The organism is Butyrivibrio sp. LB2008, from assembly GCF_000621565.1.
Taxonomy (GTDB): domain Bacteria; phylum Bacillota; class Clostridia; order Lachnospirales; family Lachnospiraceae; genus Butyrivibrio.
In genome coordinates this window covers 50299-73393 of the sequence record NZ_JHXZ01000014.1, presented here as the reverse complement: position 1 = coordinate 73393, position 23095 = coordinate 50299, and the positions used below count along the sequence as shown (strand labels likewise).

At 40.3% G+C, this 23095-nt stretch carries 22 protein-coding genes and 1 other annotated feature; of the genes, 17 read left to right on the top strand and 5 right to left on the bottom strand.

What is annotated here, in order from left to right; translation table 11 throughout:
• Positions 1-138 precede the first annotated feature (138 nt).
• The 5 genes from T356_RS0104170 to T356_RS0104150 all read left to right on the top strand — a co-directional run bounded on the left by T356_RS0104170 (position 139) and on the right by T356_RS0104150 (position 5618).
• Positions 139-483 carry a phenylpyruvate tautomerase MIF-related protein gene (locus tag T356_RS0104170; protein ID WP_026513415.1) on the top strand — a complete coding sequence of 115 codons (345 nt, stop codon included), beginning with the start codon at positions 139-141 and terminating at the stop codon, positions 481-483.
• Between the two features lie 60 nt (positions 484-543).
• A complete protein-coding gene (locus T356_RS0104165) occupies positions 544-2988 on the top strand; it encodes a clostripain-related cysteine peptidase (protein WP_026513414.1) in 2445 nt (814 codons plus the stop codon).
• 348 nt (positions 2989-3336) lie between these two features.
• Complete coding sequence (locus tag T356_RS0104160; RefSeq protein ID WP_026513413.1) at positions 3337-3846, top strand: NUDIX hydrolase; 510 nt, start codon at positions 3337-3339, stop codon at positions 3844-3846.
• On the top strand, positions 3843-4655 hold the full coding sequence (locus T356_RS0104155; protein ID WP_026513412.1) for a YlmH/Sll1252 family protein: 813 nt from the start codon (positions 3843-3845) through the stop codon (positions 4653-4655). Before T356_RS0104160 ends, T356_RS0104155 begins: the two co-directional genes overlap by 4 nt.
• A gap of 27 nt (positions 4656-4682) precedes the next feature.
• Positions 4683-5618, top strand: coding sequence for a 3'-5' exonuclease (locus T356_RS0104150; protein ID WP_026513411.1), 936 nt, complete (start codon positions 4683-4685; stop codon positions 5616-5618).
• 20 nt (positions 5619-5638) lie between these two features.
• On the opposite strand, the gene T356_RS20150 is transcribed toward T356_RS0104150, so the two are convergent.
• Positions 5639-8269 carry a putative glycoside hydrolase gene (locus T356_RS20150; protein ID WP_155838971.1) on the bottom strand — a complete coding sequence of 877 codons (2631 nt, stop codon included), beginning with the start codon at positions 8267-8269 and terminating at the stop codon, positions 5639-5641.
• A 62-nt stretch (positions 8270-8331) separates the two neighbouring features.
• Here T356_RS20150 and trmB point away from each other — a divergent pair, with 62 nt between their 5' ends.
• Genes trmB through T356_RS20145 form a run of 3 tightly spaced genes read left to right on the top strand, consistent with a single transcriptional unit; the run spans position 8332 to position 10935 of the window.
• A complete protein-coding gene (gene trmB, locus T356_RS0104135) occupies positions 8332-8982 on the top strand; it encodes a tRNA (guanosine(46)-N7)-methyltransferase TrmB (RefSeq protein WP_026513410.1) in 651 nt (216 codons plus the stop codon).
• A 3-nt stretch (positions 8983-8985) separates the two neighbouring features.
• A complete protein-coding gene (gene trxA / locus T356_RS0104130) occupies positions 8986-9306 on the top strand; it encodes a thioredoxin (RefSeq protein WP_026513409.1) in 321 nt (106 codons plus the stop codon).
• 33 nt (positions 9307-9339) lie between these two features.
• On the top strand, positions 9340-10935 hold the full coding sequence (locus T356_RS20145) for an SH3 domain-containing protein (RefSeq protein WP_026513408.1): 1596 nt from the start codon (positions 9340-9342) through the stop codon (positions 10933-10935).
• Here the strand turns inward: T356_RS20145 and T356_RS0104120 are convergent.
• The gene (locus tag T356_RS0104120; protein WP_026513407.1) at positions 10914-11366 is read right to left on the bottom strand and encodes a hypothetical protein; all 453 of its coding nucleotides are present in this window, start codon (positions 11364-11366) and stop codon (positions 10914-10916) included. The genes T356_RS20145 and T356_RS0104120 overlap by 22 nt on opposite strands.
• Positions 11367-11400: 34 nt before the next feature.
• Here T356_RS0104120 and murI point away from each other — a divergent pair, with 34 nt between their 5' ends.
• The 9 genes from murI to proS all read left to right on the top strand — a co-directional run bounded on the left by murI (position 11401) and on the right by proS (position 21026).
• Positions 11401-12219 (top strand): glutamate racemase, encoded by an 819-nt coding sequence (murI, locus tag T356_RS0104115; RefSeq protein ID WP_026513406.1) that lies wholly within the window; start codon positions 11401-11403, stop codon positions 12217-12219.
• A gap of 131 nt (positions 12220-12350) precedes the next feature.
• Entirely contained in the window at positions 12351-14582 is a 2232-nt protein-coding gene (gene nrdD, locus T356_RS0104110) for an anaerobic ribonucleoside-triphosphate reductase (protein ID WP_026513405.1), read from the top strand.
• Between the two features lie 84 nt (positions 14583-14666).
• Positions 14667-15215, top strand: coding sequence for an anaerobic ribonucleoside-triphosphate reductase activating protein (gene nrdG / locus T356_RS0104105; RefSeq protein ID WP_026513404.1), 549 nt, complete (start codon positions 14667-14669; stop codon positions 15213-15215).
• A gap of 158 nt (positions 15216-15373) precedes the next feature.
• Positions 15374-16396, top strand: a complete 1023-nt coding sequence (locus T356_RS0104100; protein WP_026513403.1) for a sugar kinase — start codon at positions 15374-15376, stop codon at positions 16394-16396.
• A gap of 193 nt (positions 16397-16589) precedes the next feature.
• Entirely contained in the window at positions 16590-17261 is a 672-nt protein-coding gene (locus tag T356_RS0104095; RefSeq protein ID WP_026513402.1) for a DNA alkylation repair protein, read from the top strand.
• A gap of 82 nt (positions 17262-17343) precedes the next feature.
• Entirely contained in the window at positions 17344-18645 is a 1302-nt protein-coding gene (locus tag T356_RS0104090; RefSeq protein ID WP_026513401.1) for a S41 family peptidase, read from the top strand.
• 160 nt (positions 18646-18805) lie between these two features.
• Entirely contained in the window at positions 18806-19105 is a 300-nt protein-coding gene (locus tag T356_RS0104085; RefSeq protein WP_026513400.1) for a type II toxin-antitoxin system RelB/DinJ family antitoxin, read from the top strand.
• A 1-nt stretch (position 19106) separates the two neighbouring features.
• Positions 19107-19280, top strand: a complete 174-nt coding sequence (locus T356_RS21810) for a PIN domain-containing protein (RefSeq protein WP_442856028.1) — start codon at positions 19107-19109, stop codon at positions 19278-19280.
• Positions 19279-19488, top strand: a binding site (T-box leader). It overlaps the preceding gene by 2 nt.
• A 104-nt stretch (positions 19489-19592) precedes the next feature.
• Positions 19593-21026, top strand: coding sequence for a proline--tRNA ligase (gene proS / locus T356_RS0104075; RefSeq protein ID WP_026513399.1), 1434 nt, complete (start codon positions 19593-19595; stop codon positions 21024-21026).
• Positions 21027-21067: 41 nt separating this feature from the next.
• On the opposite strand, the gene T356_RS21805 is transcribed toward proS, so the two are convergent.
• Genes T356_RS21805 through T356_RS0104065 form a run of 3 tightly spaced genes read right to left on the bottom strand, consistent with a single transcriptional unit; the run spans position 21068 to position 23007 of the window.
• Entirely contained in the window at positions 21068-21190 is a 123-nt protein-coding gene (locus T356_RS21805; RefSeq protein ID WP_442856027.1) for a DUF6290 family protein, read from the bottom strand.
• The gene (locus tag T356_RS0104070; RefSeq protein WP_026513398.1) at positions 21183-22304 is read right to left on the bottom strand and encodes a hypothetical protein; all 1122 of its coding nucleotides are present in this window, start codon (positions 22302-22304) and stop codon (positions 21183-21185) included. The genes T356_RS21805 and T356_RS0104070 overlap by 8 nt, the downstream gene beginning before the upstream one ends.
• A 37-nt stretch (positions 22305-22341) precedes the next feature.
• Positions 22342-23007: a hypothetical protein gene (locus T356_RS0104065; RefSeq protein WP_026513397.1), complete on the bottom strand. Its 666-nt coding sequence runs from the start codon at positions 23005-23007 to the stop codon at positions 22342-22344.
• Between the last annotated feature and the right edge of the window lie 88 nt (positions 23008-23095).

The window sequence follows — 23095 nt, the reverse complement described above, 5'->3', positions numbered from 1 at the left end:
AATTATAAAGAAGAAATCGAATACAAAATGCAACAAAGATGGAGCATAAGCCATGCATAATAATAAACAAATATGAAACCGATCCTCAATATAATGTATAATAAATTGGAAAAGAAAGAAGACGAAGGGAGACAAAATATGCCTTTTATAAATTCAAAAATAAGCATAACAATTTCAAAGGAACAGGAGACCAAGTTAAAGACAGAACTTGGAAAAGCAATAGAGCTCATTCCCGGAAAGAGTGAGAACTGGCTTATGACAGGGTTCGAAGACGGATATCATCTGTACTTTAGAGGAGACAATTCTCTGCCTACAGCATTCGTTGAAGTAATGATATTTGGAAAAGCAAATCCGGATGCGTTTGAAAAGCTCACAGAAAAGATAACAGAAATCTTTGGTGATGTGCTCGACATTAAACCGGATCATATCTATATAAAATATACACCTGCAGATCAGTGGGGATGGAACGGAAGTAATTTCTGAGATTAATGCATTATATTTTTTCTAAGAAATCTGCATGTAAAAAAAGTCTGGAGGGAAGTAATGGAGAACAGACCTGTTGGAAGAAAAAAGAATGTCACTGAAGGAGGTTCCGGAGTACACAAAAGAGGTGAGGGACTCGGAACCGGTCCTGTAGGTAATAGTAGCGGGTATTCATCGGGATCGGGACCGTCTGAAAACGGCGGGGGTATGAAGCGCTCAGGAAAAGGAATAAATCCACTCTTTATGATAATAGTGCTTTTATTTATGGCAGGAGGCGGCGGACTATCGGCCATATTCGGAGGTGGACAGAGCGGTACTGCGCCAACAACTCAGACACCTGCAAATACCACGCAGAATACGCAGACAACACAGGGTGGAAATTCAGGGACAGCCGGCTCGATTCTCAGCCAGCTTTTTGGAGGCTACGGTTCATACACAGGATCAGGGGCTAATTCGGCAACCTGGAGTGATACTCCCAACACCGGAAATCTTGACACAAATGTAGACAGCAGAGCACGTGAAAAAAGGACTGTAATAAAGGGTAACGGAGAAGATAATATCACCATTATGGTCTACATGTGCGGAACTGATCTTGAGTCCAGAAGTGAAATGGCTACAAAGGACATTCAGGAGATGCTCAAAGCAGACCTTGGTGAAAAGATAAATCTCCTTGTTTATACAGGCGGTTGCAAACAGTGGCAGAATAATGCTGTTTCGAGCTCAACAAATCAGATATATCAGATAAAGGATGGTAAGCTTAATCCTCTTGTTGATAATGTGGGTAACTTACCTATGACAAAATCAGAGACTTTGTCGGAGTATATCAAGTGGTCTGCAAAGAACTTTCCTGCGGACAGATATGAGCTTATTTTGTGGGACCACGGCGGTGGCTCAACAGGCGGTTACGGATACGATGAAAAATTCCAGACTGCAGGCTCCATGTCTTTAGCAGGAATTAATAAGGCACTTAAAGACGGCGGAGTTACGTTTGATTTTGTCGGCTTTGACACATGTCTTATGGCGACTGTTGAGAACGCTCTTGTAGTGTCTAATTATGCGGATTATCTCGTGGCATCCGAAGAGACAGAACCGGGAGTTGGTTGGTACTACACAGACTGGCTTACCCAACTTGGAAAAAATACATCGATGGAGACGATAAATATCGGAAAGAATATTATCGACTCTTTTACAAGTGCTTGTGCACAGACTTGTCCCGGTCAAAAAACTACACTTTCAATAACAGATCTTGCGGAGCTTTCTCAGACAGTTCCGACAGAGCTTGCGGACTTCTCAAAAAGCACCTCTGAAATGATAAACAGTGACAACTATAAAACGGTTTCAAATGCCAGAGGAAACACGAGAGAATTTGCGGCTTCTTCAAAGATAGATCAGGTCGATCTTGTGGACTTTGCAAACAGGGTTGGAACAGATGATGCAAAAGATCTTGTGACAGCCTTAAAAAGCGCAATAAAATACAACAGAACAAGCTCAAATATGACCAATTCATACGGGCTTTCCATCTACTTCCCTTATAAGAAAACAAATAAGGTAGATTCGATGGTAAATACCTATGAAGATATCGGCATGGATAAAGAGTATGCAAAGTGTATTCAAAGCTTTGCTTCTATGGAGGTTGCAGGACAGGTTGCAGCGGGTGGTTCGCAGACACCTATGCCGTCGCTTTTTGGAGAGCTTTCGGGAAGCGGAAATTCGGACGCTTCTGCGGAGATGATAACACAGCTTCTTACGACCTTCCTTTCAAGCGACTTTAGCAGCATATCGGGACTTAATTCTTCCAACACATCATTCCTTGGTAAAAGTCTTGATGTGGAAAAGGCAGCAAATTACATTGCTTCAAACAGGTTTGATGAGTCCGTTCTTATATGGACAAAAAACAGCGCCGGAGAAGACGTTATCAGCCTGACTGAAGACCAGTGGAAAATGGTGCATGAACTTGAACTAAATATGTTCTATGATGACGGCGAGGGATACATAGACCTTGGAACAGATAATGTTTTCGACTTTGATGAGAACGGAAATTTAAGGTCGCAGAACGACAAGACATGGCTTGCGATTGACGGTAATGTTGTGGCCTACTATGTGGTAGACATACAGGCAACTGACGAAAGCTATGCAATAACAGGCAGAGTTCCGTGTCTTTTAAACGGACAAAAAGCGAACCTCATTCTCGTGTTTGATTCGGACAATGAAGACGGGTATGTTGCTGGTGTTTGCTACGACTACGTTGAAGGCGAGACAGAGACCATAGCAAAGAACCTCACAGAATTGCAGGCGGGAGATGAGATTGATTTTACCTGTGATTACTATGGGTATGACAAGACCTTTAAGGACGCATATTTACTGGGTGAAAAGTACACAGTAAAAGGCGCAATGTCCGATATGAAAATAAGCAATGTTTCCGTAGGTGAAGGAACAGTTCTTGAGACATATTGTTTCACAGATATTTACGGACAAAAATACTGGACGGGATCACTTAAACATTGATGAATAAATAAGTCCTAAAAATATGACAGTACAGAGTAAATCTGATGATATATTTAAGGATTGTTTTGGTGGAAAAACAGGGATAAAAAACAGAGTTAAAATCGTGATATATTTTGGGGTAAATTTTGAGATTGTAAAAACGGCGTAAAGCCGCACTAATAGTGCACCTCACGGATTTTGACAGCAATATTTTCATTGTAAAAAGCAGGGATAAAATCCGGATATATTTCGACACTGTTTTTGCCCTGATATCCACTTAAAAAATACGTATGGAAACACAGATATAGAACCACAGAACATTCAAAGAACAAATTCAAAACCACAAACACATTACATCAGGAGTCTTAAATGCACGACATACTTACAACTTTGTGTTACATAGAACGGGACGGCAAATATCTCATGCTCCACAGAGTCTCCAAAAAGAACGACATCAGCAAAGACAAATGGCTCGGTGTAGGAGGGCACTTTGAAGAGGGTGAAAGTCCCGAAGAATGTATGCACAGAGAGATACTTGAAGAGACAGGTTATGACATACCAAAAGAGGAGCTTAATTTCAGAGGACTTGTGACCTTTGTTTCAGGAAGAGGAGACTATGAGCTTATGTCCCTCTTTACAGCACCCGCTCCCGACGCAGAACCAAACGACTGTGATGAGGGGAAACTTGAATGGATAAAAAAGAGTGATGTTTACGGACTCAATCTCTGGGAAGGAGACAAGATATTTTTTAAACTCCTTAAAGAGAGAAAAGACTTCTTTTCACTAAAGCTTGTTTACGACGGAAAAGACAACCTTATCGAGGCTGATCTTGACGGTAAAAAAATGGATTACAAGGAATATCTTAAGAATATAAAATGAACGAAGAAAAAACACGGGATTATCTTGCGGGAAGAGCAAAGGACCTTGCCACAAGAGCTTATATGAATAATTTTGTCACTCACACGGACTTCTTGTCAGTATCCGAGCAGGCGCTTTTTTACAACATACTTGCGAGTGAAAAAATACCTGCAAATGTGCACGAATTTCACGGCGCGCATTTCGTTATGTACGGAGGTAATAAAGACGCGGAGAGAGCGATGGTCTGTTTCCTTCCCGATTACATGGATGAAGAGAGCTTTATGATAGCGGAGAGGGAAGAGCCTTCTGTACTTGCCTGTGTGAGGATAAAACCAGTGAATGCAAAATTCGCCGATAATCTAAGTCACAGAGACTACCTCGGCGCGGTCATGAATCTCGGAATAGAAAGAGACCAGATCGGTGATATCTTTACGGGAGAAAATGAAGCGTATCTTTATGCCACATGTGACATCGCGGAAATGATATGCAAAGAACTCATTAGAATAAAGCACACTTCAGTGAAGTGTGAAAAAGTAAAATCTTCCGAGTGCAATATCGAACCCAAATTCGAAGAAATCGGAGGCACGGTTGCATCGGAGAGAATAGATGCAATTCTTTCTTTTGTTTATCACCTCTCGAGATCGGAAGCGCAGAGGCTTATCGAAGCGGAGTCTGTATACATAGACGGACGCACTGCATATAGCGGCGGATATGACCTCAAAGAAGGGGCCAGAGTTTCGGTAAGAGGACACGGCAAATTTATTTATCTTGGAACAGAGAATACGACCAGAAAAGGCAGACTGTTTATAAAAGTAAAAATTTTTGTATAATAGAGCCTGACAGGAAGGCGATTTTTTATGGGCAATTATATTGTATTTGACCTTGAGTGGAATCAGGGGGAAGCGCCTGTTACAATAGACGGCAAAACTCTTTCATTTGAAATAGTTGAAATAGGCGCTGTGAAATTAAATGAGAAAAGGGTTAAGATAGGCGAGTTTTCAAAACTGATAAAACCTAAGGTTCACAAGCAGATGCACAAGATAACGGGAAAGCTTATTCATCTGTCTATGGAAGACCTTGAAAACGGAGAAGATTTTTGTGATGCGGCAAAAGAGTTTTTGGAATGGTGCGGAGAGGATCCTAAATTCTGCAGTTGGGGGCCGCTTGATCTGACAGAATTTCAGAGGAATTTAGACTTCTTTGGAATGCCGCTTTTATCGGACAGACCGCTTGCATTTTATGATGTACAAAAACTCTATAGTCTTGCGTTTGATGACGGACGTACCAGAAAGGCACTTTCAGCGGCAGTAGAAGAGCTGGGACTTAATACAGATAATCCTTTCCACAGAGCACTGGGTGATGCGGAGTATACTGCAAAGATATTTCAGAAGTTCGGAGAGAGAGTACTCGAAAGGATATCTTTTGACACCTATGTAACACCTAAGACCAAGAAGCAGGAAATCAAGATTGTTTTTGACAGCTATGAAAAATATATTTCAAGGGAATTTGATACCAAAGAAGATATCCTTGAAAATATGGAGATAATGAGCACCAAGTGCTACATATGTCATAAGAACATAAAACGTAAGATAAAATGGTTTTCTCCAAACGGCAAACATTACTATGCAGTTGCATGTTGTGACAAGCATGGTTTTATGAAGGCAAAAGTCAGGATAAAAAAAGCCGAGAACGGAAGACTCTATGTTGTCAAAACTTGCAGGTTCATTTCACCTGAAGAAGTTGAGACCATGAAACAAAGACAGAGGAAGGTAAAAAAAAGGCAGACCCCATAATATAATGGGTTCTGCTTTTTTCAGCTTTTTGTTAATGCATCAATATTGTAATTGCTATTAGAATTCCATAGTATCCATTCGTCATAACCGGCGTCATATACGGCTTGGATTTGCGCTCGTATTTCTTTTCCCTCATATTTTATATGTCCTTTTACCCAGGTTGCGGTGAACGCTTGAAGCCATGGCCGAATAACAGCATGATTATTATTTGAAATTGGCTTTAAGATTTCATTAGATTTTTCAAGTGCTTTATTAACCGTATCGTAAGGATGGGCATCGGGAACATCTAATTTAAATTCTCCGTCTGCATAATGAGATGGATAGATCATTGGACAGATGATATCTAAATTGGAGACAAGATTTACATAATCCTGGCCGACGTGTTTTGAGTCTTTGTTACTATTGATTATTGTTCCAAAAACATCAGCTGATACAGGAATGTTATGTTTATGCCCCTCTTCAGTTACTTTGGCTAAGAACTCAGTGATATAATTTCTACGGGCATCATCATCATCTGAAACGAGATCATATAAGGCATCATCAGCTTTTTGTCCAACCGGAAATCTAACATAATCAAGTTGCACTTCATCAAAACCGAGCGCACAACAACTGTCCACAAGGCTAATAATATAATCCCATACTTCTTCTTTACATGGGTTCACCCAAGCATTCCCATTGGCATCAGTTATAGGTGTATTGTCAGAAGATGTAAGAGCAAGCTCAGGATGAGCTTTTGCCAATATAGGATCTTTGAAACAAGCTATTCTTGCAATTACATATATATCATTTTCTTTTAGCTTTTTTAAAAGTGCACTAATGTCTTTTATGTAGGCAATGCCGGAGTTCATTTCTATGACATTTTCATTATCCATTTTAAAGGTAATGTTTCCATTGTCATCTTTAACATCAAGAACAATTGTATTTAGTTCTGTTTCGTTTATAAGACTAATGATATCGTCAAGCTTATCTGTTCCGGCTGTTGGACCTGTGACATATATGCCTTTTACCTTTAAATGATTTTCTTTCCACACATCCATGTTATCAGCTGATTCTTCTATAACAGGTGTTTCCGGTTTAATCTCATCCGTATTTTTTGTATGAGTATCTTTTTGTGATTTGGAATTAAAAAAGATAAACAAACCGAAGCAGATAATTGCGATAACTATAACAGCTACAATAATATATATTTTTTTATACCGAATATGTCCTTTATTAAATTCTCGCTTTCTCCTGTTGTATCTAATTCGGTCGCTTCTGCTGTGGAAAGTTCTGTTAGCGGCGATTCTTGCTACAACGAAAGAACCTGCGGTCATGAATATAACGAAAAGCCCGGCGGATAAAATAAGTATTTTTACATTGATATAAATTGAGTGATATTCACCGGCTAATTGTGAGGGTGTTCCTTCACTTTCAAGGAAGCATACCCGGGCACTTCCTATGGGAGCACCGTTATAATTATATATAACCTTTGCAAGAACATTGCCTGCTTTAGTCTGTTCTGCAGGAGAAAGATCATATGAGATCTCATAATCTGTATCTTCAACAGATGCATTTACAGGAAGAATAATGTAATCATTTTTATTAAGACTTAAGATTGTTCCCGACTTTCCAAATACATCATTGTCTGATTCAAAGAAAAGGGAATCATTTGGCATATATCTTTTATCTATATCAGCAACTTTTTCGGCACGGAAATTATTAAATCCGTAATTGAAAAGAGTGACTGTATCATTGAACTGTTCCGGTGACTCTGTTTTCAGTACGACACATATAAGTTTCATACCGTCTCTCTCGGCACATGTTACGAGAGTTTCGCGTGCAAGATCTGTATATCCGGTTTTGCCACCAAGGATACCTTCATATTTAATTTCACCGGTTATAAGTCTGTGCTTGTTATGTTTAAAGAAATCATCCGGTTGGGTTTCAGTTGCAATAAAGTGGTGACTTGGAGTATTACCAACTTTACATAGCAGATCGTTACTGAAATATTCCGCAGAAATAAGAGCAAGGTCATAGGCTGTAGTGTAGTGATTCTCATTCTGAATACCGTTGGCATTTGCAAAATGAGTATTTTTACATCCAAGCTCTTTTGCACGGGCATTCATCTTGTCAACAAATTTGTCTATACTTCCGCCTACATGTTCTGCGACAGCATTGGCAACTTCATTGGCACTTCCAACCATGATTCCGTAAAGAGCTTCTTCAAGAGAAATTGATTCACCCTCATCTATTCCAAGATTGGATCCGTCATTAGGAACACTAAAGACTGCGTCATGAGAAAAAACAATCTGTTCATCCAATTTGGCATTTTCCACAGCAAGAAGACAAGTCATAATTTTTGTTGTGCTTGCGGGATAAAGCTTCTCATCAATGTTTTTAGAATAGAGAATAGTCTTTGTGTTTGCATCCATAAGAATTGCAGCTTGGGATGATATGGCCGGTCCCTCAGGCCATCCTTGTATAGAATTACTCTGAATAGGAAGTTCTTTTTGCCTGAGCATTTCCGAGGAATAATCAATATTTTCTGCGTGTACGGTAGACTGTAACACAAAGAATGTTGCAAAAAATATGGAAAATGAAGTTGCAAGAAATCTTATTCTGTTTTTGGGATTAGTGTCTGCACAAAAGTTCATAGTATGTAAATAATACAATACTTCCCATTCAAGGGCAAATGTTGTAAAATTCTTTATAAAGGATAGGTGGAATTTAAAAAATGCGATTACGTAATATAGCGGGTTCAAGAGAAGTTATTGCCGAGAGTAAGTACACTGTAAAGGACCCTGAGCAGAAAAAAGGACTTTGGAAAAAAGAAATATTCGGAAACAATAATGAAATCCATATCGAGATAGGAATGGGAAAAGGTCGATTCATAATGGATATGGCGGCACTCCATCCTGATATTAATTATGTAGGTATTGAGAAGTATTCGAGCGTTCTTCTTCGTGCCATACAGAAACAGGAAGAGTTACAGCTTCCGAATGTTATTTTCATAAGAATGGATGCGGAAGATATTACGGAAGTATTTGATGAATCCGAAGTTGGTAAAATTTATTTGAACTTTTCAGATCCTTGGCCGAAGGATAGACACGCAAAAAGACGACTTCCTTCTCGCGAGTTTCTGAAGCGATATGATAAAATATTAAAGGCGGACGGTGTAGTTGAATTCAAGACCGACAATGAAGGTCTTTTTACATTTGCCCGCGATGAGGTAGAGCCTGCAGGCTGGAACATTGATGCCATTACATATGACCTTCATAATGATGAAGTCATGAATGAAGGAAATGTGATGACTGAGTATGAAGAAAAGTTTTCGTCACTTGGGAATCCGATTTTTAAGTATGTTATTAGCAGAAAGGGGGACTAACCTATGGACTACACGTTGAACAGTCAGAATTTCGAAGAGGAAGTTTTGAAAAGTAAGATGCCGGTTCTGGTTGATTTTGCAGCAGACTGGTGCGGACCATGTAAGATGATGTCACCTGTTATTGACGAATTGGCGGAATATTATGAAGGTGAGCTCAAAGTCGGAAAGATAAACGTTGACCAGGCACCCGACATAGCTCAGAAGTATAATGTAATGTCCATTCCGATGTTTGCTTTATTTAAGAATGGAGAAATCGCGGAGACAGCGGTAGGCGCTCAGAACAAGACAAAATTACAGTCAATAATCGACAAAGTGCTGGCTTAACGGTCAGCACCTTTTTAAAGAGGAGATTAAGTTTTGCCAAGCAAGATTACAAACTTTGAAAATTATAGGAAAAGGGACGAGTATGATACTTACGATCCGGATGACAGATATGAGTCGGATGATAGGTATGATGACGTCCAGGATTATTATGATCGGGAATATGACAACCAGGATTATGACGATCAAGGCTATGTGAATCAGGAATACGAGGATCAGAGCTATGAAGATCAGGGCTACGAAGATCATGGGTATGAGAATCAAGGTTACGATAATCAGGATTATGAGAATCAAGGTTACGATAATCAGGGATATGATAGTCAGCCTTATGAAGGAAGTGAATATGAAAACCCGGGTCAGAATAATCTGAGCTATGACAGGCAGGAGCATGATATGCAGGATAACATCGTGCAGGAAAACAACAATCAGGTTTATAACAGACCTGAACCTGTTGCCACCAATGCACCTACTGCCCAAGCTGCACCTAACGTACAGCCGGCAACTACTGCACCCGTTGCATCCGCTACACCTACCGCACCTGTTGCGTCCGCTACACCCAGTGCATCGACTGCACAGGCAGGAGTAGATGATATCCAGATTGCCGATCCCTATAACTTTTTCAATGAGGAAGAGCGTGAAGCTTATTTCCGCCAAAGAGAGCAAGGCGATAATCCGGTTAACAATCAGGAAACACAGAGAAGAGAACGCGTAGATAACAGAGATGTAAGTCGTGCACCTAGAAGAGACGACGTTAGATCTATGCGTCGTGATGATGACTACCCGCCAAGAAGATCAGAGGAGCGACCTATGCGTCGAGATGAAGAATATCCACCAAGAAGAGATGGAGAACGCCCTATGCGTCGTGATGACGGATATGCACCAAGAAGAGATGGAGATCGTCCAATGCGCCGTGATGACGGATATCCGCCGAGAAGAGACGCAGATCGTCCAATGCGCCGTGATGACGGATATGCACCCAGAAGAGACGATGATCGTCCCAGACGCCGTGATGATGAATATGCATCAAGAAGAGACGATGACCGTCCAATGCGTCGTGATGACGGATATGCACCCAGAAGAGATGACCGTCCCAGACGCCGTGATGATGAATATGCACCAAGAAGAGATGACCGCCCGAGACGTCGTGATGAAAGAGATGATTATCGTGACGACGAGCGCTATCGTCGTGGCAGAGATTATTATGAAGATGATTATGATGAGGATTATGACGATTACGAGGATGAAGATGAGCACATCAAACTCTTGATGGTCAGAATTGCATCTGTTGTTACAGGCATACTGATCATAATGATCCTTATTTTCATTGTAAAAGCGAAATTATTTAATAATAAGGAAGCTTCTCCTGACAGTGAGGGAACAGCAACAGAAGCCGAACAAGAAGAAATAGACATTCCGGAAGGATTTACAGCAACCAATGATAAAGTTGTTGTTAATTATGAGTTCCTTAATCTCAGATCTGAGCCCAGTACAAGCAGTGAGATTGTAGATAAGGCCAAAGAGGGTACGGAACTTAAGAGAATCGCCGTAAGTGATGATGGAGAATGGGCATATCTTAAATATAAAGACGGAACAGTGTATGCAGCCATGAGCTATCTAGATGTAGCAGAGTGAAGCCAAGAGTAGAATTTATCCATTGCTTCCGATAGAGAGTTTTCTGTGCGCGAAAAAGTATCTGCGTGTGAGAGAACTTCATCGGAAGATGTATCCTTGGCATATTCTGCGATTTTTTGGGCAGAGCTTGCCTCTAACGGGCGATAGTCCATATTTACCAGAAGATTATTGTGCAGAGCACTGACACAGGTATACAGAGAAGGATACTTTTTTCTGATAAGAGAAAATTCATCGAGTATCTGTTCTCTGCTCTGTAGGCAAAAGAGAATATAAACAGATTCAACTACTTCATGAGGTTCAATTTCTTCTTGATAGGAGTTGTCTTCATAGTCCTCTCTTGTTGCGTAATACTCGCAAATCTCCTGAACCAAGGCTCCGACTTTTGAGTTGTTGTACAATTTCTGAAGTTCGTCAATTTTTTTATCATTCATAAATAAAGTATAGCATATACAGAGGAAATCAAAAATGAAGATCGGTATTTTTGATTCCGGAATAGGTGGTCTTTCGGTACTTCACGAGGCATACCATTATCTTCCGGAGCAAAATTACATATTTTACGCTGACACAGAGCACGTCCCTTACGGACTGAAAACCCCGGAGCAGATCCTTAGTTATTCGATCGGCATCACGGAGTTTTTGCTTGAAAAGGGAGTAGAGGCAATAGTGGTTGCATGTAATACGGCGACCAGTGTTGCAATAAAGGAACTCAGGAAAAGATACAGCATTCCCATACTGGGAATGGAACCGGCTGTAAAACCGGCCGTTGAGGGTACGGAGAAGAAGCGGATTATGGTTATCGCAACTCCCGTAACTATCAGAGAAGACAAGCTTAAAGACCTGCTTCACAGAGTAGATGAGAATCACAGAGTCGATCTTTTGCCAATGCCCAGATTAGTGGAATTTGCAGAGAGAACAGAGTTCGATTCGGACGATGTTATTGATTATATAAAGAAACAGTTTGAACCTTATAATATGGAAGAGTATTGTGCGCTTGTACTTGGATGTACACATTTTAATTACTTTAAGCCTGCGTACAGACAGATTTTTGGTGACGATACCCTTCTTATAGACGGGAATCACGGTACAGTGAAGCATTTAGCGGAGGTTCTCGGAATAGAGTTATCTAATACACCAGATAATGTAGTTACTTTTGATGACACGCACAAGATGTTGGAATTAGCAAAAACAGAATATTATTATTCGGGAAAACCCATAGCGGACGCGTCAGAACTGGAACGCCTGAGAATACTACATAATCGGTTAGAATTTGTAAGAAAAAAATAAGAAATATCCTTCTTGTATTTTACTAGATAAAGTATTATCATAGTTATGCGACCACAATATATTGTTATTCGGCTAAAAAATATCGTGATTGCGAAAACAGTTTTTTTGTAAAATAAAAGAAGGGGGTTCTTATGAAGATCATTAAGAGAAGCGGTAAAGAAGTTGCATTTGATGGCAATAAGATTCTTGCGGCTATTGAGAAGGCAAATAACGAAGTTACCGACGAGAAGAAATTAACCGCAGGCCAGATCAGCGACATCGAAAGAAGCGTAGAGAATCAGTGCGCATCTCTTACTCGTGCTGCCAGCGTTGAGGAAATCCAGGATATGGTTGAGGATGGACTCATGAAATCAGGCAAGTTCGAGGTTGCCAGAAAATACATTACATACCGCTATAAACATGCTCTTGTCAGAAAGTCCAACACAACTGACGAGCAGATCATGTCTCTTATTGAGTGCAATAACGAGGAAGTTAAGCAGGAAAATTCAAATAAGAATCCTACAGTTAATAGCGTTCAGAGAGATTACATGGCAGGTGAAGTAAGTAAGGATATCACAAGAAGATTTCTTTTGCCTGAAGATGTTGTAAGAGCACATGAGGCAGGTCTTATTCACTTCCATGACTCTGATTATTTCGCACAGCATATGCATAACTGTTGCCTTGTGAATCTGGAGGATATGCTTCAGAACGGAACAGTTATTTCAGAGACAATGATAGAGCGCCCGAAGAGCTTCTCTACTGCATGCAACATTGCAACACAGGCAATCGCGCAGATAGCAAGTTCACAGTACGGCGGACAGAGTATAACACTTTCACACCTTGTTCCTTTTGTTGATGTCAGCAGACAGAAATTCCGTAAGGAAGTAGCGCTCGAGTTTGAGACAGCCGGAATGAAGATCAACAAGAAGCAGGTTAATGACATCGCAGAAATGCGCGTTAAGAAGGAAGTTGAGAGAGGATGTCAGGTTATCCAGTATCAGGTCATCACACTTATGACCACAAACGGACAGGCGCCTTTTATAACAGTATTCATGTATCTTGATGAGGTTCCCGAAGGCCAGACAAGAGAAGACCTTGCAATGGTCATCGAGGAAATGCTCAAGCAGCGTATTATGGGAGTTAAAAATGAGAAAGGCCAGCTTATCACACCTGCATTCCCTAAGCTCATTTACGTTCTTGATGAAGATAATATCCATGAGGATTCCAAATACTGGTATTTGACAGAGCTTGCTGCTAAATGTACAGCAAAGAGACTTGTTCCCGATTACATCTCAGCAAAGAAGATGAAAGAGCTCAAGGGCGGAGATGTATATCCTTGCATGGGATGCAGAAGCTTCCTTACTCCCGACAATGAGAATGTTCCGGAAGGATTCTGCAACAAGGGTAACAAGGCAAATGCCCAGAATTACAACGAGGGCGATCATAAATATTACGGAAGATTCAACCAGGGTGTTGTTACATTGAATCTTGTAGATGTAGCTTGTACATCAAACAAAGATGAGGCAAAATTCTGGGATATCATGGAGGAGAGAACAGAGCTCTGTAAGAGAGCGCTTATGTGCAGACATGAAAGACTCCTTGGAACTCCTTCAGATGTTGCACCTATTCTTTGGCAGAACGGCGCACTTGCAAGACTCCAGAAGGGTGAGAAGATTGATAAACTCCTTTTTGGAAATTATTCAACAATCTCACTCGGATACGCGGGCCTTTGCGAATGTACCAGATACATGAAGGGCGTATCACATACAGATGCTAAGGGAAAAGATTTTGCATTAAAAGTAATGCAGTTCCTCAATGATAAATGTGCAAAGTGGAGAGCTGAGACAAATATTTCATTCAGCCTTTACGGAACACCTCTTGAGTCAACAACATATAAGTTTGCAAAGAGTCTGCAGAAACGTTTTGGAATGATTCCCGACGTAACAGACAAGAACTATATTACCAACAGCTATCATGTCCATGTAACAGAACAGATCGATGCATTTACTAAGCTTAAATTTGAATCCGAGTTCCAGGCACTTTCACCCGGCGGAGCTATAAGCTATGTAGAAGTACCTGACATGAATAGCAATATTGAAGCGGTTATTTCAGTAATGAAATATATATATGAAAACATCATGTATGCTGAGCTCAACACCAAATCTGACTTCTGTCAATGCTGCGGTTATGATGGGGAGATCAAGATTGTTACAGATACAGACGGAAAGCTTATTTGGGAATGCCCTAATTGTGGCAACAGAGATCAGAACAAGATGAATGTAGCAAGGCGTACCTGCGGATATATCGGAACACAGTTCTGGAATCAGGGACGTACACAGGAGATCAAAGAAAGAGTGCTCCATATGGCAACACCTAAGATTTGATCTGTTACTGAATTAAACCTACAAAGTAAAAGCCGGGATTTATCCCGGCTTTTATTTGATATCATAGGAAAAGAGAGGCGCAGAATGAATTACGGTCAGATATATTACAGTGATGTAGCAAATGGAATAGGGTGCAGGACAGCATTTTTTGTAAGTGGATGTACCCATCATTGCAAAGGTTGCTTTAATGAAATGACATGGGATTTTAATTACGGACAAGAATATACAAAAGAAGTTGAGAATGAGATTGTAGAATCACTTAAACCAAGTTATATAGACGGACTAACCATTCTAGGCGGTGAACCTATGGAGCTTGTGAATCAAAAAGAAATAAAGCCACTTCTTGAGCGTATAAAAAAAGAAGTTCCGAGAGCCACTATCTGGATATATTCGGGATATACGTGGGAAGAACTGACCGATCCGGCAAATAAGAGGTGTCACGGGGATGATACCGATGCAATACTGTCAATGACAGATGTCCTCGTAGATGGGGAGTTTGAGCTTGATAAAAGAGATTTGATGCTCAGATTCAGAGGATCATCGAATCAGAGAGTCATAGATGTAAAGGCTTCACTGGAAACAGGAGAAGTGGTGCTTTCCAAGTATAATGACAGAGATACATCCAGATTATAGATGTTCATATATGTACAAAAAATCGAGAATTCCAGTGCAACTTTTGCAAAGTTTGCCACAATGTAAGCACTTACAATGTGAATAAGTTTGAGATATTATAATTAACGTGAACAGCACTTAATAATTACAAAAGCGAGTAAGGCTATGAGGAGGCAGACATGGGAGATGAAAGATTTGATCTTTTAACTTTTGGAGAGATTATGCTTCGTCTTTCTCCGCCAAATTATGAGCGTATGACACGCGGTGATGTTTTCGATAAGAGAGCCGGTGGCTCAGAACTTAACGTAGCATCGGGTGTAGCGCTTTTGGGACTTAGAACAGGAGTGATTTCAAGACTTCCACAGAATGCACTCGGGACTTTTATTAAGAACCGAATCCGTTTTGAAGGTGTATCTGATGACTATCTTATTTATGATGAGTCACCTGAAGCACGACTTGGAATTTACTACTATGAGAACGGTGCTGCACCACGCAAACCATCCATAGTCTACGACAGAATGAATTCATCCATAACCAGAATTTCTTTGTCAGAGATTCCTGAGAGTGTGTATACATCAACCAGGATGTTCCATACAAGCGGAATTTCACTTGCACTTAACAAGAATACCTGTGAAGTCGCAACAGAGATGATAAAGAGATTTAAGGAGGGCGGTGCGAAGGTATCTTTTGATTGTAACTACCGTGCCAACCTATGGAGTGAAGAAGACGCCAGAACTGCAATAAAGAAGATCCTCCCTTATGTAAATATTCTTTTTGTGTCTGAGGAAACATCCCGACGCATGATGCAGAAAAACGGCGAGCTCTTCGATATTATGAAGAGTTATACTGAGGAATATCCTGTCGAAGTTGTCTGCACAACGCAACGACAGGTTATTAGCCCCAGAAAGCACAACTTTACTTCTACCATATATGACGCCAAGAACGACCGGTTTTATACCGAGGCGCCATATGCGGATATAGATGTTATAGACAGGATAGGTTCCGGCGATGCTTATGTATCCGGCGTACTGTACGGAATGCTTAAGTATGATGATGTTCAGAAAGCACTTGAGTACGGTAATGCCACATCAAGTGTTAAGAACACAATTCCGGGAGATCTTCCCGCAAGTGATCTTAAAGAGATTGACGGCATCATCAGAAATCACAATGCCGGAGGTCCGACAAGCGAGCTTGATCGCTGAGGACAAATAAATATGCCGATTTACGTTCGCCATAACGTATTTCCTTTATAAAACCTCTAATGCAGGAGAAATCCTGCGGAAAAGACCGGACCCACCGGTCTTTTTTTGTTTGAGGAAATTCATATCAAGTAAAAAACGCTCCGCTATGGATGCTATAATAGGTAATAATCCAATACGCGAAAAGAGAGTGCATATGACAGTATACGAGATGCTTTTAAAAGCAAAAGATGAAAATTACAAGGAATTCCAGACAAAACTCGTTCCAAATATACAACCTGAAACCATTATCGGAGTCAGAACACCCAAGATGCGCGAGATTGCCAAGCAAGTTTTTAAAAGTGACTTAAGGGACGAATTCCTAAATGATCTTCCGCATAAATACTACGAGGAGAATCTCGTTCATTTCTTTGTGATCGCACTTATCAAGGACTTTGATGAGTGCATTGAAGCTGTGGATAAGTTCCTTCCATATGTGGATTGCTGGCCGGTTTCAGATCAGGCTTCGCCTAAATGCTTTAAAAAGGATCATGAGAAATTACTTGAATATATCAAAAAGTGGATCGAATCAGATCACGTTTATACCGCACGTTTTGGTATACGCATGCTTATGAACGAATTCCTTGGAGAAGATTTTAAAGATGAATATCTTGAGCTTGTTGCAGCTAAAAAAGGTGAAGATTATTACCTTAAGATGATGGAAGCCTGGTACTTTGCGACAGCACTTGCCAAACAGTACGACGTGAGCGTTAAATACATAGAAAATCGAAGACTCGATGAATGGGTTCACAAAAAGGCCATACAGAAGGCTGTTGAGAGCTTTAGAGTAACAGACGAGCACAAGAAATACCTTAAGACATTCAGATAAAGTTTTTTAAAAATTTTTTTCAGAAAAAGACAATATAGGATATAATATGATAAATTCGAAATAATAAGGGGCTATTATAAAGATGAAGCGACTTCCTAGATGGTTTAGACTTGCAGTAGTAGTAATAGTTTTTGTTATAATTTCATTATATTCAATCTACCAATTCCTAATAAATCCCTATCGTGGAACTACAAATAAATATATTGTTACTTTGCCACTGGAAACAGAGCTTACCAAAAAACAGGTATTAAAGGATATTGATTATGTGATTGGAAAGCTCAGAGGGCGTCATCCGGCTTGGCTAGAGGAGGAAAACAAGCGCGTAGATGCAGTCGAAGCGAAATATTCAGATGAGAGAAAAAAGATAAATGATGATGAAAAGGACTGCTATACCGTCTTGGAGGAATGGCAGATTATTTCAAGGATCATGAATCAGCTCTATGACGGACATTCAAGAGTAAATTGCTATTCAGACAGCAAAAAATATATAGATGATTTCAGTCAGATAAATGAATATGGTAATCCAATCGCAATAAATGACGAACCAACAGAAAAAATAATTGAGTCATTTTTAAATCTCTTTCAGTATGAGCGCGCAGAGTTCGCGCAGGCAGAATTTAAAGAATATATAAAAAATGAACTGTACCTCAATTGGCTGGGAGTAAATACTTCTAATGGAGTTACATTTAAATTTGCGACTGATTCAGGTGAAAAAGAGTATCATTATACGTTTGTTCCGTATGAGAATGTGAAGAATAACGATGTTGAAGATAGCGAGTGGATTAACTACGAGATAGAAAAAAATGAGAATCTCGCGATATTTACTTTAAAAGAATGTGACTATAACGATCTGTATGTGAACACTGTCAATGAGTTTTTTGATAAAGTCTATAGCGAGAATATAGAAAACATAATTGTCGATCTTCGTGGAAACGGGGGCGGAAATTCCTACGTTGCAAATGAATTTTTAGGTCATCTTGATATTGACGGATATTCAGGTTGGTCAGCAGATGTTCGTTATGGAAATTTTCTGATGCATAGTGAACCATATTACTATGATGTTGAGAAAAAAGAGAATGCCTACAATGGAAAGGTATTTATCCTGACGGATGTATTTACATACAGTTCAGCTATGGATTTTGCTATGCTTTTTAAAGATAACAATCTGGGAACGATAGTAGGAGAGGCCTCGGGTAATATGCCGGAATCATACGGAGACGTTCTTTCGTTTACGGTGCCAAATTCGAAATTGGCTTTTAGTGTCTCCTTTAAAAAATGGCATAGAATCGATCAGAGTAAAAGCGGTGAACCGATTAAGCCTGACTACGAGTGTAAGTCACAAGAGGCATTAGACTATGCTAAACAGCTGATTGGAAAGAAATAGTAGGAGTGAAAAAAGAGTCGACTCTTTTTTATTTAAATTTTAGGGAACTTTTTGAGGAAAATACTACAAAAAGTTTACTAAAACATATATAATTAAAGTACAAAAGTATTAAGATTGCATGAATAATGTATGCGTTTCTATGTGCTATTAAGGAGTAAATATGTCGGAGCAAGTATTAATTCAATTTAGAGCAGATAAAGAGTTGAAACAAGAAGTCGCAAGAATTTATGAAGATCTGGGCTTGGATTTACCAACTGCATTCAGAATATTTCTAAAAAAGAGTAAGCAAGTAAAAGGACTTCCTTTTGATGTAAGATTACAGGAAACGAAGAGGGAAGATTTTAAAGATGCATTTTACGCTCTTCGTAAGGAGGCAGAAACGCTTCCCGAAATGTCATTAGAAGAGATTAATGCAGAAATTGCAGAGGCTAGAGCAGAACGCGAGGTAGGCCGAAAGTAATATGATATATGCAGTAATTGATACGAATGTTTTTATCTCAGCGCTTCTAAGCAAGAATGAAGATTCTGCAACTGTTAAAGTATTTAATGCAATAGCAAATGAAATTATAATAGTGCAGAAAAGCTCTACGCCCTTGACAATCCCGCGAAATGTTAATAAAATCATCTTTAAATAATACGACGTTGAAGAGGAATAGTAACTGCGTAAGCGTTTCAGAGAGAGAGCCGTTGGTGTGAGGTTTTTACGTATAAACAGCGAACCTACCTTGGAGTCCTGTATGAAAATACAGCGTTTCCCGCGTTAAGGGTTAAATTGAGTGAGACCATTGCAGAATCAGCATGGTTTAAATAGGGTGGTACCGCCGAGAATCTTCGGTCCCTGTTAGGGATTTGAGGGTTCTTTTTTATATCATAGAAAAATCCTTTCTGATAAAAAAGCGTCTCTCAAAGTTCCCGGAAACACTTAATTGCAAAAAAGGAGAAAAGACATGGCTGACAACAAGAAACTCGTATCAGAGATCACATCTATGGATGAAGATTTCACACAATGGTATACCGATGTGTGCATCAAAGCCGATCTCGTAAGTTATTCCAATATTAAGGGATGTATGGTAATCAAACCTGCGGGATATGCAATCTGGGAGCTTATCCAGAAGCATCTTGACGCAAGATTCAAGGCAACAGGAGTTCAGAACGCATACCTTCCCATGTTTATCCCTGAATCACTTCTTCAGAAGGAGAAGGATCACGTAGAAGGTTTCGCGCCTGAAGTTGCGTGGGTAACACACGGCGGACTTGAGCCTCTTACAGAGAGATATTGCGTACGTCCTACATCAGAGACACTTTTCTGTGACTATTACAGAGGAGAAATCCACTCATACAAAGACCTTCCTCAGGTACTCAACCAGTGGTGCAGCGTTGTTCGTTGGGAAAAAGAGACAAGACCTTTCCTTAGAAGCAGAGAATTCCTCTGGCAGGAAGGCCATACAGCACATGCTACATTCGAAGAAGCAGAAGAGCGTACACAGCAGATGCTTAACGTATACGCTGACTTCCTTGAGAATGATATGGCTATCCCTGTAATCAAGGGACAGAAGACAGATAAAGAAAAGTTTGCAGGAGCTGAGGCTACATACACAGTTGAGGCACTTATGCATGACGGAAGAGCTCTTCAGAGCGCAACCAGCCACAACTTTGGTGATGGATTTGCCAAGGCATTCGAGATCCAGTATGCGGGCAAAGATAACAAACTCCACTATGTAAATCAGACTTCATGGGGACTTACAACACGTACTATCGGAGCTATGATCATGGTACACGGTGACAACTCAGGACTCGTTGTTCCTCCTAAGATCGCTCCTATCCAGGTTGTTGTTATTCCTATCCAGCAGAAGAAAGAGGGCGTTCTTGACGCAGCTTACGATATCGCAAAGAGCCTTTCAGATTACAGAGTAAAGACAGACGATACAGACAGAACACCCGGATTCAAGTTCGCAGAGCAGGAGATGAGAGGAATCCCTGTACGTGTCGAGATCGGACCTAAGGACCTCGAGGCAGGTAAGTGTGTACTTGTAAGAAGAGATACAAGAGAAAAGATTGAGTGCGCTATCTCAGAAGTATCTGCAAAAGTCGGTGAGCTCCTCGATCAGATCCAGAAAGATATGTTCGCAAGAGCAAAGAAGCACCTTGAAGAGCACACATTTGTTGCTCACAATAAAGAAGAGTTCGCGGAGAACTTCAAGGAGACAAAGGGCTTCGTAAAGGCTATGTGGTGCGGAGACCGCGAGTGCGAAGACAAGATTAAGGAAGAATTCAACGTAACAAGCCGTTGTATGCCTTTCGAGCAGGAGAACATCTCAGATGTTTGCCCTATCTGCGGCAAGCCTGCTAAGAAGATGGTTTACTGGGGAAGAGCATATTGATATAACTAAGAAACTCGAGGTATGAGCAGTGATTTGCTGTCTCATACCTCGAGTTCTTTCCAAAGTTTTTCAATTGGCCTCGTAACTAACGTGCCATCTGCTTTTTCTTTCTCATATTCTTCAAAGAGGTTTAAATCAAATTCATTTTCTGATTTTTTAGTCAAGGTAATTCATTGTTTCTGAAGCAATCATTATTACTTTGTCATTCGCTACTTTGAATAAGAGACCGTAAGTTTCGAAATCATAGGAACAAAAGCCGAGTTCATCAGGCTTTTGCTCGCCGTATGCTGTGAAAAGCTCATCCTTTGTGCTTCCGGGATGTATGCCTTTAGTAGTTTTTGCGCTGGGGTCAAAACTTGTAACCTGCATAATGATCTGTTTGCCATTATCATCATCGGTTGTAGAGAAAGAAAGGCCACTTTCGCTGTTCTGCGCATCTATTACATCGTAATAATATGTGTAGTTGGGGTTACCTTCAGCAAGCTGTGCAGGGGAATCAGAGGAACGCTTACCAACAGAGTCTGCCTTATCAAGTGAAGCCTGGAGATCTTCAAAGGGAGAGAACGTCTTGCCTTTATATTCAATCGAAGATTCAGCTATAGTAGCGGGATCAACAGGGGCTTTTGGTTCATTGTTAGAATTGTCCAAGGTATCTTCTGTAATGGGCATAGCGTTTTCTGAGGTTATGCGTGTTACTTTACCATTTTCTATTGAGAATGTAAGACAGTAATTCCCGAAGTCATATACAGAAAAATTATATTCATCGTCTTTTCTGTCAGGCTTTCCGTAGGCGTCAGTAACTTCTGCCTCGGTACTTCCGGGATGTATGCCCGTAGATGTCTTTACATCAGGGTTTGAACTTGATATTTGCCAAATGCCTTGATCGTCATTTTCCTGACGTGTTTCGATAAATAGCCCCGCGTCGTCCTTTTCCTCGTTGACCACATCATACATGTATTCGAAGTTACCGGAATCTATCCCTACCTCTTTGGGACAACCGGAAGCAAGCTCGGCGACAGAGCCTGCCTTATCAAGTGTAGACTGTAGATCTTCAAGGGGAGAGAATTTCTCGCCTTTATATTCAAGCGAAGATTCAGCTATAGTAGCGGGATCAACGGATGCTTTTGATTCAGTGTCAGAGTTGTCTTTATCTTTTGTATCTTCTGCTACTGAAGCAGCAGATGAAGAGTCCGTATCTGTCGAAGCTGTGCCACATCCCATAAGTGCGAGCATCATTGAAGTTGTCAGTATAAGAGCAGTTGTCGCATTTTTCTTCATAATCATTGTCCTCCATGCATTATGGTGTTAGTTAACATCATTGATTAGGAAAATCGGGGTGTAGCAAAACAATACAAAGAACTTTGCCATTCATAAGATCGAAGCGGAGGTTGCACTTATCAAATTTATAATATAGGGTGCAGTCATCCTCACAGCCATTGTGTTCAGATGGCTCGCCATAAGTTGCGATGACATTGGCACGTGAGCTTCCTACACTTATCCCTTCAGGTGTTTTATAATCAGGCTCCAGTATATCAATCTGACCGGGAAGCTGCTTATCACCGCTAAGATGTGAAATTATATCAATATTACATTGCCCGTTGGAATCATTATCATAACCGTATACGTGCAGGTTTGAGCCGGCATTTGAAGCAAGTTCCTGGGAATCATTTGGGAAAAGAGTATTAAATGTATCAAGAGTAGTCTCAAGATCATCCAGGATAGAAATGGTCTTTCCTTTATATTCAAATGAGCCATCAGTTAAAGATATTGAAGATTCTGTAGAAGCACTGTCTGAGCTTGTGTCAGCATCTGTTTCCTTGGTGGTATCGCCGGATGTGTTTGTATCTGACGCTGCATTAACTTCTGAAACAGAAGCTGCATCCGATGAAGAGTCTGTATCTGTTGAAGCTGCGCCACATCCCATAAGAGCGAGCATCATTGTAGTTGCTAATAAAATTGCTGTCGTTGTTTTCTTTTTCATAGGTCACTCCTTTTTATTGCAATAAATTATGTCATAACACCATCTGTATTATCTGAATTAATACACTTATAACATGTGAGGTGTTCGT

Bases quoted from the DNA above. Each gene is read 5' to 3' on its own strand.
- T356_RS0104170 (WP_026513415.1), top strand. From the start codon at position 139: ATGCCTTTTATAAATTCAAAAATAAGCATAACAATTTCAAAGGAACAG.
- T356_RS0104165 (WP_026513414.1), top strand. From the start codon at position 544: ATGGAGAACAGACCTGTTGGAAGAAAAAAGAATGTCACTGAAGGAGGT.
- T356_RS0104160 (WP_026513413.1), top strand. From the start codon at position 3,337: ATGCACGACATACTTACAACTTTGTGTTACATAGAACGGGACGGCAAA.
- T356_RS0104155 (WP_026513412.1), top strand. From the start codon at position 3,843: ATGAACGAAGAAAAAACACGGGATTATCTTGCGGGAAGAGCAAAGGAC.
- T356_RS0104150 (WP_026513411.1), top strand. From the start codon at position 4,683: ATGGGCAATTATATTGTATTTGACCTTGAGTGGAATCAGGGGGAAGCG.
- trmB (WP_026513410.1), top strand. From the start codon at position 8,332: ATGCGATTACGTAATATAGCGGGTTCAAGAGAAGTTATTGCCGAGAGT.
- trxA (WP_026513409.1), top strand. From the start codon at position 8,986: ATGGACTACACGTTGAACAGTCAGAATTTCGAAGAGGAAGTTTTGAAA.
- T356_RS0104120 (WP_026513407.1), bottom strand. From the start codon at position 11,366: ATGAATGATAAAAAAATTGACGAACTTCAGAAATTGTACAACAACTCA.
- murI (WP_026513406.1), top strand. From the start codon at position 11,401: ATGAAGATCGGTATTTTTGATTCCGGAATAGGTGGTCTTTCGGTACTT.
- nrdD (WP_026513405.1), top strand. From the start codon at position 12,351: ATGAAGATCATTAAGAGAAGCGGTAAAGAAGTTGCATTTGATGGCAAT.
- nrdG (WP_026513404.1), top strand. From the start codon at position 14,667: ATGAATTACGGTCAGATATATTACAGTGATGTAGCAAATGGAATAGGG.
- T356_RS0104100 (WP_026513403.1), top strand. From the start codon at position 15,374: ATGGGAGATGAAAGATTTGATCTTTTAACTTTTGGAGAGATTATGCTT.
- T356_RS0104095 (WP_026513402.1), top strand. From the start codon at position 16,590: ATGACAGTATACGAGATGCTTTTAAAAGCAAAAGATGAAAATTACAAG.
- T356_RS0104090 (WP_026513401.1), top strand. From the start codon at position 17,344: ATGAAGCGACTTCCTAGATGGTTTAGACTTGCAGTAGTAGTAATAGTT.
- T356_RS0104085 (WP_026513400.1), top strand. From the start codon at position 18,806: ATGTCGGAGCAAGTATTAATTCAATTTAGAGCAGATAAAGAGTTGAAA.
- T356_RS21810 (WP_442856028.1), top strand. From the start codon at position 19,107: ATGATATATGCAGTAATTGATACGAATGTTTTTATCTCAGCGCTTCTA.
- proS (WP_026513399.1), top strand. From the start codon at position 19,593: ATGGCTGACAACAAGAAACTCGTATCAGAGATCACATCTATGGATGAA.
- T356_RS0104070 (WP_026513398.1), bottom strand. From the start codon at position 22,304: ATGAAGAAAAATGCGACAACTGCTCTTATACTGACAACTTCAATGATG.
- T356_RS0104065 (WP_026513397.1), bottom strand. From the start codon at position 23,007: ATGAAAAAGAAAACAACGACAGCAATTTTATTAGCAACTACAATGATG.